Here is an 11,561-nt window from a genome sequence, read left to right on the forward strand (position 1 = left end):
AGCTGCGGCGGGGCGGCGGGGGCGTGCGAGCACGCGGCAACGCCAAGCACCAACGGCCAGAGCAGCGATGTCCTCGATATCCAAATAGGTGCCATCGAGCGATCTGACGAAGTCATGCGGTAAGCCTTTCGGTAAGGTGGTGCCGCATGGCGCGCGGCGCGAGAGCAAGCAGCTCCTCGAGTCTCGTGCTGTCGCGAACAAAGCCGGCGAAATCCGCACCGGTAAGAGGAGGCGAGAAGTAATAGCCTTGGAAATGCGCACAGCCGTGGTGGCGGAGCCACTCATATTCGGCGCGGCGCTCGACGCCTTCGGCCAGCACGCGAATGCCAAGGCCGCGTCCGAGCGCGATGATGCTCTGACAGATCGCCTGGCTGTCGCGCCGGCGATCGACATCAGTTACGAATTCGCGATCGATCTTGATCTTGTCGAACGCCAGTGTGCGCAGGGTGCTGAAGCTCGAATAGCCGGTCCCGAAGTCGTCGATCGCGATGCGGACGCCCATGGCGCGCAACGCCTGGAAGAGCTGCGCGGCGCGCGCGCCATCGCCCATCGCGACGCTTTCGGTCAGTTCGATCTCAAGCGTATCCGCTCCCAGCGAGTGCCGGGCCAGGATCCGAGCGACCAGCGCCGCCATGTCGTCGCGGTCGAGTTGCTGCCCCGATACGTTTACTGCAACGCGCAGCGGCCCCAGCCCTGCACTCTGCCACGCCCGGGCCTCGCGCGCGGCGGTGTTCAACGTCCACATGCCGATGTCGTGCGCGAGCCCCAGGGACTCGATCACCGGGATGAACCGCGAAGGCGAAACCTGACCTCGATCGGGACTGAACCAGCGGATGAGCGATTCGGCCCCGCATACGCGGCCCTCGGCGGCATCCACCAAGGGCTGGTAGCGCATCTCGAGCTCGCCGCGGGCGATGGCTTGCCGGAGATCCTGCTCCATGGCGTAGCGCTCTCGCGCGACCATGACCGGATCAACGCTGGGCGCGGCGGCGCTACTCGGCGCACCAGGCTGGATCGTTAACGACGCGAGTGTTCGCGCCAGCAGGGCATGAACGTTGGCCCCGTCCTTCGGCATGGCCGCCTGTCGGATGCGGATCTCCGGCTGGATCTCGCGATCGCCATCCGCGACCATGTCGCCGAGCGCGTAGCCGATTGCCTCAAGTTCGGTGCAGGCCGCGCTCTCGCCGGCGCCCGGGCCAAACCAAATCGCGATGCTTGATCGATCAACCTGCGCCACCAGTCGCTCGTCGGGCAGCATCCGGGTCAGGCGATCGACGATCGTCAGCAGGAAGCGTTCGCCAAGCGCCGGATCAAACGCGCAAAGCCGATCGAAATCGGTGATGCCGAGGATCCCCAACACGCCTTGGCCTTCGGCGGCCATCTGCCTCAGGAGTGGCTCGCGCGTGGGTAGACCAGTGACCGAATGACGTTGGCTGTTGCGCTGCTCTTGCTGGTGCAGGCCGTGTTGCACGGCCGCAAGACTGTGCGCCAATCGATAATCGACCGATCCTGTGCCAGGCTTTCCCGCCAGTTCCTCCAGCTGCGCCGCCAAGCGCGATAGCCGGCGCGTGCTGCGCCGGGAGAGCATGATCGCGATGCCAGCCACGACCATCACGACGCCCACGGCAATCGTCGGGAGCAAGGCGGTCGTCATCACGACGGCAGGCCCGGCGTGCGGCGCTTGCCTGAGTCACGCTCACCCCCTGCCTCGAATATTTCCATAACGAGTTGAATTAAGACTGGAATGATACCGATCGGTTAATGCCCCCTCGGTGAATCGGTAGTGCTGGGCTGGGCCATGGTTCCACGCCATACGTGTCAACAGCGAGCGGCCCTTGATGGAGCGGATTAGCGGGGGAACCGAACGTCGACGCGATGGCGCGGGCCATTTCTCTACCGTCCGTTAAGCATCTCACCGTACATATACGGCACAATCTTATCGAAAGCCGTGAATGCCCCGTCGCATACACTCTCTGCTTGCCGCACTCGGCGACGATGTCACCGCCCACGCCCATCAGGCCGAGTCGATCGCCGGGCGGACCAATCTGCTTGCGCTCAATGCCACGATCGAAGCAGCCCGAGCAGGAGAAGCCGGGCGGGGGTTCACCGTCGTTGCGCAGGAGGTAAAAAGCCTGGCAGGGCTCGCGCGCAGCTCCGCCGCGTCCTTCAAGAACCAGGTTCTCGGCAGCCTGCAGCATGGGCGAGAGATCGCGGACGAACTGGCAAAGGAGATGGAAAGCGGGCGGCTCACTGATCTGGCGCAGTCGATCGCTGATACGCTGGCGCGCACGCTTTATGATCGGTCGATCGATGTGCGCATGCTCGCGACCGACTATTCCGTCCTGGAAGCTCTTCTGCTCGACCATGGCTCGCCACGCGCCGAGGATCGGGCGCTCAACAGATTACGGGCGTTGCTGGCCTGCTCGCCCTATTTCCTCAACGCCTTTGTCGTCGATGCCCGGGGGGATGTTGCCGTGTGCGCGCATGACAATGCGGCTGTAAAGACGGTCAACTTCAGCAGATACCCGCAATATCAGCATGCGATGGCGGCGCCGACGTCCGTCGAATGGATGACGGATGAGGTTTGGAAGAACCCCTGGTCCAACGATCGCAAGGTGCTGATCTATGTGGCGCCGGTGCGTTACGAGGGATCGATCCTCGGCGTCTGCTACCTGGAGTTCGACTTTGAGGGACAAGCCAATGCGATCATGAACGTCATCAGCAAGGCCGCGTCAGGCGCGCGTGCGTCGATCATCGACCCGGCCGATCTGGTCGTCGCCTCGACCGGTGACTATCCGTACCACTCGAAACACCCTCACGCGATCGGCGCCAACGAGTCCAAGTTCGTGTCGTCCGACGGTTTGAACATCGCTCAAGCCGACGTGTCGTCCGACCATGGCATCAGCGGGCTGAAGCTACGCTGCGTCATCGAGGAACATGTCGCCACCGAGCGGGACATCGCGGCGGCGGTCCGCCGCGGGAACGGCAGGCACCCCGCCATGGGGTCGAGCTGACGCCCCGCAGCACATCGGCGCGCGCTGCCCCGCCCTCCATTCATACCGCTCGTTGATGCCGCCTGCCGTGTCGATGCTCGGAAGCGCTGCCCGCGGCTAGCGTGTCTCGGCGCGCAGCCTGCTCCCCGGCTTCCAGGCCGGGACGGCGGGCTGATCCGCGACTCGCTCGACGAAAGCATAGAAAAACCGGTTGAAATTTGCCGCGGCCTGCCAGTCGATCGGCTGCGCCAGATCATCCTGCGGCTTGTAATAGCCGGTCCTGTACCAGTGCCGGTAGATGCGTTCGCTGTCCGTCCCCGCCCGGTAGCCGAACACGAACGCCGTCGCAGGAATGCCTGCCTGCAAAAACGGCCATTGATCCGCACGGCGCAGCAGATTGCGTTCGGGCTCGGGGTCGGGTTGCACCGCGACGTGCATGCCGGCGGCCACCGCGCGCGCATCATCGCCGAGCGTCGTGTCGGCCAGCGCGTGGACGGTCAGCAGCGTGAGCGGGAAAATGGGCCGCAGCTGGTCAAGATTGATGTCGGCGGCGATATGCGCCCGAGGCAGCGTGGGGTGCGCGACGAACCAGCGCGCGCCGAGCAGCCCCTTTTCCTCGCCGGTGAAGGCGGCGAACAGCACGGGTCGCGCGAAGCCTTCGTGCCGGCGACGCTCGGCAAGCCGGATCAGCAGCGCGACATAAGCGGCATCATCGAGCGTGCCGTTGTACAGGCCGTCACCGGCGACCGGCTCGCCAGAGCCATAGCCGTCGAGATGCGCGGACAGCACGATCGTCTGGGCGGCGCGCGACGCGTCGCGGCCGGGCAGGCGCGCGAGCACGTTGGGGGCGCTGATCGCCCGCTGCGACACGGCGAACGCCGCATGAAAGCGCCCCGACAGGTCGAAGCCGGGCAGCGGCTCACCGGCGGCCCCTGCCGCAACCAGCCGCGCTGCATCGCGACCGCTGCCCGCGATCATACCCGCCAGCACGTCGGCGTTGAGCGTGAACCGCATCAGCGCGGCCGCCTCGGGAGGGCTGTCGCGCAACCATACCGTGCGTGCATAAGCGAACGGCCAGCGCGGCGGCTCCACCGTAAAGCCGGGGTCAGCGATCGTCAGCAGCGCCGTGGCGCCCGCCGCCTTTACCGCGGCAAGCCGCGCGGCGTCGGACGGGAATCCCGCTCGGTGCGTCCCGTGGCAGATCACCGCCTTGCCGCGCACGTCGCCGAGTGTGGCCGCGGCGCAATAGCCGCGATACGCCAGTTGCGCGTCGATCCGCTGCGGCATGCCGGGATAGGGGTTCGCCATGATGTCGTGCAGGAATCGCAGCGGACGCGCATCGACACCGATCGTCGCGCGGTCGATCGACAGCACCTGCATCGGCACGCGCTGCACATAGCCCCCATCCTCCCCCGCCGGTTCGAGCCCGGCCGCTGCAAACCGCGCCGCGACCAGCCTGGCCGCCCGTTCATAGGCGGCGGAGCCGGTATCGCGCCCCGCCATCGCGTCGTCCGACAACGCGGCCGTCGTCGCCCACCACGCACGCGTATCGGGATCGGCAGGCAGCGGCCGCGACGCACTGATCAGCAGCGGCAGCAAGCAAAGCGGGGCGATCGCACGGAAGGGCTTGAGCATAACCACGAAGCTGCCCAAAACGGGGGGCCGCGGCAAGGCGTCGCGGCCCGGGGGCGGCGATGGTGGCAAGAGCATTGATTGGCGCGGCGGCGCTGCTGGCAAGCGCGACCCTGCACGCCGAGCCGTTCGCGGCGAGGATCCTGCCGGCGCCGGCCGTTCCCGGGCCCGCGGTCCAGCCTTATGTGCGCGCTCCGGCAGGACGGGTGGCGCTGACGCATGTCCGCGTGATCGACGGCACCGGCGCCGCGCCGCTCCAGGACATGACCATTTTGCTGGACGGCGCGCGGATCGCCGCGGTGCAACCGTCGTCCGCGGCGATCCCGGCCGGTGTCACGGTGCTCGATCTCGCCGGGCGGACGGTGCTGCCCGGGCTCGTCGGCATGCATGATCACATGTACTATATCGGCCGCCCCGATCTCGATGCGCAGGGGCATAGCGAGCCGCCGCTGGTGGTGCCGCAGATGACCTTCACCTCGCCCCGGCTCTACCTCGCCGCGGGCGTGACGACGCTGCGCACGACCGGCAGCGTCGAGCCCTATACCGATCTCAACCTGAAGCGGCAGATCGACGCCGGTGCGATCCCGGGGCCGCACATGGATGTGACCGGGCCGTATCTGGAAGGCGCCGGCAGCCCGTTCATCCAGATGCATCAGCTGCGCGATGCCGATGATGCACGGCGGACGGTCGCGTTCTGGGCCGAGCAGGGCGCGACGTCGTTCAAGGCCTATATGAATATCACCCGCGCCGAGCTGGGCGCGGCGATCGCCGAGGCGCATCGGCGCGGGCTCAAGGTTACCGGCCATCTATGCGCGGTCACCTATCCCGAGGCCGCCGCACTCGGCATCGACAATCTCGAGCACGGCTTCTTCGTCAACACGCAAGACGATCCCGGCAAGCAGCCCGATCGCTGTTCGGAGGGCACCGGCACGCCAACGCTCGCCGGCATGGTGCCGGGCAGCCCGCAGGCGACCGCGCTGATCGCCACGCTGGTCCGTCACCATGTCGCGCTCACCTCGACGCTGCCGGTGTTCGAGCAGTCGATCCCGAAGCGTGCGCCGCTTCAGCCCCGCGTCATGGAGGCGATGACGCCGGAGGCGCGCGAGGCCTATCTCTATGCGCGCAACGCACGGATGCTGCGGCCGAATGCCGCGTTCGAGACCGCCTACGCCAACGATCTCGGGCTGGAGCGCCAGTTCGTCGCGGCCGGCGGACTGCTGATTGCCGGCCCCGATCCGACGGGGAATGGCGGCGTGGTGCCGGGCTATGGCGACCAGCGCGAGGTCGAGCTGCTGGTCGAGGCGGGGTTCACGCCGATGGAAGCGATCCGCATCGCAACGCTCAATGGCGCCATCTATCTGGGCCTCGCCGACCGGATCGGCTCGATCGCGCCCGGCAAGAACGCCGACCTGATTGTCGTCGCCGGCGATCCCGCGACCCGCATCGCCGATATCGAGAAGGTCGAGATCAGCTTCAAGGACGGCGTCGGCTATGACAGCGCCAAGCTGATCGCCTCGGTGCGCGGGCGCTATGGGCAATATTAACTGCGAGAGCGGCAACGGTTGGGAAATGGTCGCATGAAATGGACTGCAGCACTCGTCTCCATCGCGCTCGCCACGGCACCCGTCGTGGCGCAGGACCGCACCGAGCGGCTGCTCGGCGAACTGGCCGATGCGCCGGGACCGTCGGGCTACGAAGAGGCGGTCCGCGCCATCATGGTGCGCGAACTGAAGCCGCTCGCCGATCAGCTCAGCTATGACGGCGTCGGCTCGGTGATCGCCGCGCAAGGCTCGAGCGGCCCCAAGGTGATGCTCGACGCGCATATGGACGAGCTGGGCGGCGTGGTGCGACGCGTCACGCCGAACGGCTTCCTGTCGATGCAGATGCTGGGCGGCTGGCTCGACCAGGCGCTGCCCGACCAGCGCTGGATCATCATCGGCAGCAAGGGGCCGGTCCATGCGGTTACCGGTATCCGCGACATCCATGTCGTGCCCGCCGACGAGCGCACCAAGGTGTTCCCGCGCGACTCGCTCTATCTCGACGTCGGCGCGCGGACGGCGGCGGAAGCCGAGAAACTGGGCCTTAGCCCTGGCGACCCGGTGGTGCCCGATTCGCCGTTCGTCGCGATGCCGGGGGGACGCTACCTCGGCAAGGCCTGGGACGATCGCGTCGGCTGCGCGGTGGTGATCGAGGCCCTGCGGCGGCTGAAGGCAAGCGGACACCCCAGTCGTCTGTACGTCGCGGCGACGGTGCAGGAGGAGATCGGATTGCGCGGCGCGCGGACCGCGGCGGACCTGATCAAGCCCGACATCGGCATCGCGATCGAAGGCGGGATCACCGGCGACAGTCCTGGCCGCAATCCGGAAGAGACGCAGGCGGATCTGGGTGCTGGCCCCGGCATCTTCCTTTACGACAGCAGCACGCTTCCCAACCGCAAGTTCGTGGCACTGGTCCGCGACGTCGCGGCGGCCAAGGCGATCCCGCTGCAACGCGACCTCGTGCAGGGCTATGGCGACGACAGCGCGGCGATCCAGGCGACGGCGGGCGGGGTACCGACGGTCAACCTTGTCGTCCCGGCGCGTTACACGCATGCGCATAATGGGATCATCGATCGTGCGGATTTCGACCGGATGGTCGATCTCGTCGTGGCGGTGATCCAGCGGCTCGACGCCAAGACGGTTGCCGACATGCGCGATTTCACGCCGACACCGTGATCAGCGTCGCGCGGATCGGCTTTGGGCAGGACGGCGCCGGAAGTCGTCATGATGCTCCCGCCGTGCCCGGCGGAGGATGCGGGTGGTTCGGCGTCGGCGAAGGCGGTTGACCGTCTCGGAACCACTAATCAAAGCTATTGCGCGATTAACCCCGATTGTGGGGAACCCAATGCATTATCCAGTGATTGCAGTGGCATGGATGTTGATGAACTGCGGAATGAGGCGCTTGTCTGCCTGCATCGCGCCAAGCATTGCTGTGGTGGATCCGAGGCCGCACGGTTTAGCAAACAGGCGGCCCGCCTGATCGCAGCGGCGAACATGTACGACCTGGGTCCTGCGATCATCTTGGGCGATCAACGCTCGCTCAAGGCAGCTTAGCACCCGTTAAGCATGGCCCTTTCGGCTAGGGTCTGCTCGTTGGCGTCGCGGTGGCGGGAAGAACAGGATGCGCATCTGGGCGCAGCAGGGATCCTTGGCGCGTAGCGTTCGCTAGAACGGTGTAGCGGCGCCGAGAATCAGAGCAGGGCCACCGCCTGCAATCCCACAACGTGGTCGATCTCGATCATTTGTCGGCGACGCCTTAAGCTGCCAAGCAGCACCGTACAGGTTGCGGGGGCGGAATCGGTGTTCAACAGGGTAAGAGCGACATCGTCGGTTCGCTGGATCGCCGCGGGCGGACTGCTGGCGGCGGCTTCGTCAGCATCATGCCAGCAACAGGACAAGCAACTGTGGCTGCAGGTGAATACCAACGTTCCGCTCGCCGATGGCGTCCGGCTTACCCTCGAACAGATCGGGCGCTTCAGCGATCGCCAGGACGGATTGTATCAGACGGAGTTCGGCGGGCTACTGTCCTATCGGGCCCTCAAGGGCGTCGAGCTTGGCTTCGGATACCGTAACGTCGGCGCTCATAACGGCAGTACGGCCGGGGAGGAGGACCGGATCCGGCAGCAGATCGTCGCCACCCTCGGCCGGCTCACGACCCGCCTGCGGGTCGACGAGCGCTTCAGTGCGCGCGGCAGCGAGGTGGCGTTTCGAGTTCGCCCGCTCCTGCGATACAATTATCCGCTCGGTCGCAAGGGCCTGGCATTGTTCGCGAGCCATGAGAGCTTCCTCATTCCCAACACGACAAGCTGGGGGCAGCGCCGCGGCTATGAGCGCATGCGCAACATGATCGGTCTGGTCCTGCCGCTGGGGCACAGCGCGTCGGCCGACATAGGCTATCTCAACCAATATCGTCTGGGCCGCGGCGGTGCAGCGGGACAGATGGACCACGCGCTGAGCTTGCAGCTGACGATGAACCTGCGCGCCGTGACGTCGCCACCGACCCACGATTAGCCAGCGCGGTGCAACGCGAGCCGGGGGACGCCGTCGCTGCCGCCGGCTGGTCGCCGACGGCAGGCGGCACGTTCGGCCTGCCGATCCGAGCGGGCAAGGGCTGGTCCAACTTTCGCCTGGATGTCGCCTGGATGTCAGCGGGGGCCTTGGCTCGCGCGTGTCAGTGTCGCTTGATCGGGTGTCAGTCCGAGCCCCCGCCATGGCTGCGGATAAAGGTCGATCGCTCGAGCGACGGCGGGCCGGCATAGCCCTGGGCGTGCGCCGGGAGGTGCAGCGCGATCGACGACGCATCGTCGTCGAAGACAAAGCGATCGAACCAGTGGCGCCATGCGCCCCGATGCTCGGGCGCAAGATCCCGAACCGCCTTGATCGCCAGGATCAGCGCGTTGAGTGCCGATCCTGCATCGGGATCGCCCCACCAATAGTTCATCATCACGTTGAACGGCGCATCCGCCCGCACATTGTGCCACCAGATGGCCGGAATGTAGATGGCATCGCCCGGCTCGAGGTCGGCGACCAGCGCATGGTCCAGGGCCTCGGCAAACCGCGGGTAGCGCGCGAGATCCGGCTGCTCGAGGTCGACCATGCTCACTGGCGGCCCGGCGATGGTGAAATGCAGCGGACCGACGTAGAGATTGTCGAGCTGGTCGGGCGGGAACAGCGTGAAGCGTCGCTTGCCCGCGATCACGGCGGCGACGTTGTGCGTTTCGTCCATATGGGTGGAGATCCGCGTCCTGTTACCGATCCAGATCCGCGCCTCCGCTTCGATCGGCGAGAACGGAAAGGCGTTCTCCGTCTGCCAGCTGGACAGATAATCCTCGGCAACGGCGCCGCCGGCGTAGACGGCACTGCGCTGCGGGCCCGCTCGCTGGCTGAGCAGATGGCTGAGCAGGCCCGACAGATTGCCGCTGCGCAGCTGGAAGTTGTAGCCGTGCACCGCCTCGTCATAGAAGAACCGCCCCCCGATCTCGGGCGGCCCCGCCATGAACGCCAGCGGACGACCGCTGTCCATCCGGGACAGATAGGCGGCCAGCGCTTCGTCGGACTCCTGGGCTTTGCGGACCGCCGGCCACGCCGCCATCTGGCCGCGCAGCACCACCGGCCGGTAATCGGGTACGATCTCCGCCATGAACCGGGCCGTGTCGAGCGGCCCTTGTATCTCGCGTACCGGCTGCACTTCTACCTCCACCGACGGACCAGAAGACCTGGCGCCTTCCTGGTTCGTATCATGCCTATCACGACGGAACGGTTGCGGTTAGCCGCCGGCATCGTGTCAGCCGCGCGCCCTGTGCCGTCCCGCCCCCGTCAATCAGAAGCCGCGGCCCTCGCGAAATGCTCCAGGAAGCTTGCATGCGGCTCCGCCAGCGCGACCGCCTGGGCGATCGAGGCCTTCATCCGCGCCAGCGCGGCCTCGAGATCAGGCTCGGAAAAATAGTCCGCCATCGGATCATAGGCCGCCGCATCGATCCCGAAGCCCGCATACATCGACAGCCAGCTCGGGTCCTGGAACGTCTCCCACTCGTAGCGGACCAGATGGCCGCGCGCCTTGAACAGGCTGAGCTTGCGCGCGAGCGCCTCGGGCAAGGCGGTGTCGCGGCAGCGGTCCCACATCGGTTCGCCATGCCGCTGGTTGGCCTGATAGTGGAGGAACAGGAAATCGCGGATCCGCTCATATTCGAGCGTGGTGGTGCGGTTGTACTCGGCCGCGAGGGTGGGATCGAAGCGGCGATCGGGCAGCAGCGCCAGCAGCTTTTCGATTCCGGTCTGGATCAGGGTGATGCTGGTCGACTCCAGCGGCTCCATGAACCCCGCGGCAAGCCCCAGCGCCACGCAATTGCCCTGCCAGAATGCCTCGCGGCGCCCGGTGCGGAAGCGGATCATGTTGGGCTCGGCCAGCGCCTCCCCCTCCAGCCGCCCGCGCAGGGTCGCCACCGCCTCGTCATCGGAGATGTAGCGGCTCGCATACACATAGCCGTTGCCGACGCGATGCTGCAGCGGGATGCGCCATTGCCATCCGGCGCTGAGCGCGGTGCTGCGGGTATAAGGGGTCAGCGGCCCGTTGCGCTCGCACGGCATCGCCACGGCCCGGTCGCAGGGCAGCAGATTGGTCCAGTCGTGATAGGCAACGCCGAGGGCGTCGCCGATCAGCAGCGCGCGAAACCCCGAGCAATCGATGAACAGGTCGCCGTCGATCGCCTTGCCGCAGCGTGTGTCGACGCCCGCGATATGGCCGGTTGCGGCATCGACACGCACGTTGGTGATGGTCGCGTCGACCCGCTCGACGCCCCATGACACCGCCTTGCCGGCGAGAAAGCGCGCATAGAGGCCGGCGTCGAAATGCACCGCCCAGTCGTAGAACAGCAGATCGTGGACCGGCCGGTCGGTCGGCGGCATGAACAGGTTGCGCTCCGCCAGCGCCGTGCTCAGGCAATAGTCGGACAGTTCCGTCGCGTGACCGGCATGGCGCATCTTCTGCCAGTAGTGGTGAAAGGCGACCCCGCGCGAGCGCATGCCGTACAGGCCGAATGGATGGAAGAAGCGCGCGCCGACGCACTTCCAGTCGACGAAATCGATGCCGAGCTTCACCGTGCCCTGCGCCGCCGCCATCACCTCCTGCTCGGTAACCCCGATGTCGCGGAAGAAATCCCGGATCCCGGGCACGGTGGCTTCGCCGACGCCCACGGTGCGGATGTCGCTGGATTCGACCACGGTGATCGTGACCGGCTGCCGCTCCAGCCGCCGCGCAAGCAATGTGGCCGCCATCCACCCCGCGGTGCCGCCGCCGACGATCACGATCGATCGCAGCGGCCCGACCTTGTCTTCGGGTCTTGGCTCCTGGCTCGCCATCACGCCCCTTCCCTCACCACCGGTACCGCCGTCTCACCAC

9 protein-coding genes are annotated in these 11,561 nt (G+C 66.7%); 5 read left to right on the forward strand and 4 right to left on the reverse strand.

What is annotated here, in order from left to right; genetic code table 11:
* Positions 1-112 precede the first annotated feature (112 nt).
* On the reverse strand, positions 113-1,654 hold the full coding sequence (locus AC07M8_RS09885) for a putative bifunctional diguanylate cyclase/phosphodiesterase (protein WP_495174169.1): 1,542 nt from the start codon (positions 1,652-1,654) through the stop codon (positions 113-115).
* A 298-nt stretch (positions 1,655-1,952) separates the two neighbouring features.
* Between AC07M8_RS09885 and AC07M8_RS09890 the strand changes: the two genes are divergently transcribed.
* Complete coding sequence (locus AC07M8_RS09890) at positions 1,953-3,014, forward strand: methyl-accepting chemotaxis protein (protein WP_495174170.1); 1,062 nt, start codon at positions 1,953-1,955, stop codon at positions 3,012-3,014.
* A gap of 96 nt (positions 3,015-3,110) precedes the next feature.
* On the opposite strand, the gene AC07M8_RS09895 is transcribed toward AC07M8_RS09890, so the two are convergent.
* A complete protein-coding gene (locus AC07M8_RS09895) occupies positions 3,111-4,628 on the reverse strand; it encodes a M28 family peptidase (RefSeq protein WP_495174171.1) in 1,518 nt (505 codons plus the stop codon).
* A 59-nt stretch (positions 4,629-4,687) separates the two neighbouring features.
* Between AC07M8_RS09895 and AC07M8_RS09900 the strand changes: the two genes are divergently transcribed.
* The 4 genes from AC07M8_RS09900 (at position 4,688) to AC07M8_RS09915 (ending at position 8,674) form a co-directional block, all read left to right on the forward strand.
* Positions 4,688-6,169, forward strand: coding sequence for an amidohydrolase family protein (locus tag AC07M8_RS09900; protein ID WP_495174172.1), 1,482 nt, complete (start codon positions 4,688-4,690; stop codon positions 6,167-6,169).
* 33 nt (positions 6,170-6,202) lie between these two features.
* Positions 6,203-7,339: a M42 family metallopeptidase gene (locus tag AC07M8_RS09905; RefSeq protein WP_495174173.1), complete on the forward strand. Its 1,137-nt coding sequence runs from the start codon at positions 6,203-6,205 to the stop codon at positions 7,337-7,339.
* A gap of 48 nt (positions 7,340-7,387) precedes the next feature.
* Positions 7,388-7,717: a hypothetical protein gene (locus AC07M8_RS09910; RefSeq protein WP_495174174.1), complete on the forward strand. Its 330-nt coding sequence runs from the start codon at positions 7,388-7,390 to the stop codon at positions 7,715-7,717.
* Between the two features lie 246 nt (positions 7,718-7,963).
* Entirely contained in the window at positions 7,964-8,674 is a 711-nt protein-coding gene (locus tag AC07M8_RS09915; protein WP_495174175.1) for a DUF2490 domain-containing protein, read from the forward strand.
* Positions 8,675-8,855: 181 nt separating this feature from the next.
* Here the strand turns inward: AC07M8_RS09915 and AC07M8_RS09920 are convergent, their stop codons facing one another.
* Positions 8,856-9,803, reverse strand: a complete 948-nt coding sequence (locus AC07M8_RS09920; protein WP_495174176.1) for a cupin-like domain-containing protein — start codon at positions 9,801-9,803, stop codon at positions 8,856-8,858.
* A gap of 176 nt (positions 9,804-9,979) precedes the next feature.
* The gene (locus AC07M8_RS09925) at positions 9,980-11,521 is read right to left on the reverse strand and encodes a tryptophan halogenase family protein (RefSeq protein WP_495174177.1); all 1,542 of its coding nucleotides are present in this window, start codon (positions 11,519-11,521) and stop codon (positions 9,980-9,982) included.
* Positions 11,522-11,561 lie beyond the last annotated feature (40 nt).

It is taken from the genome of Sphingomonas sp. GW821-FHT09E03 (assembly GCF_059416225.1).

What these genes read in the sequence shown, in the direction of transcription:
- AC07M8_RS09885 (WP_495174169.1), bottom strand. Translation starts at nt 1,654, where the DNA reads ATGACGACCGCCTTGCTCCCGACGATTGCCGTGGGCGTCGTGATGGTC.
- AC07M8_RS09890 (WP_495174170.1), top strand. Translation starts at nt 1,953, where the DNA reads ATGCCCCGTCGCATACACTCTCTGCTTGCCGCACTCGGCGACGATGTC.
- AC07M8_RS09895 (WP_495174171.1), bottom strand. Translation starts at nt 4,628, where the DNA reads ATGCTCAAGCCCTTCCGTGCGATCGCCCCGCTTTGCTTGCTGCCGCTG.
- AC07M8_RS09900 (WP_495174172.1), top strand. Translation starts at nt 4,688, where the DNA reads ATGGTGGCAAGAGCATTGATTGGCGCGGCGGCGCTGCTGGCAAGCGCG.
- AC07M8_RS09905 (WP_495174173.1), top strand. Translation starts at nt 6,203, where the DNA reads ATGAAATGGACTGCAGCACTCGTCTCCATCGCGCTCGCCACGGCACCC.
- AC07M8_RS09910 (WP_495174174.1), top strand. Translation starts at nt 7,388, where the DNA reads ATGATGCTCCCGCCGTGCCCGGCGGAGGATGCGGGTGGTTCGGCGTCG.
- AC07M8_RS09920 (WP_495174176.1), bottom strand. Translation starts at nt 9,803, where the DNA reads ATGGCGGAGATCGTACCCGATTACCGGCCGGTGGTGCTGCGCGGCCAG.
- AC07M8_RS09925 (WP_495174177.1), bottom strand. Translation starts at nt 11,521, where the DNA reads ATGGCGAGCCAGGAGCCAAGACCCGAAGACAAGGTCGGGCCGCTGCGA.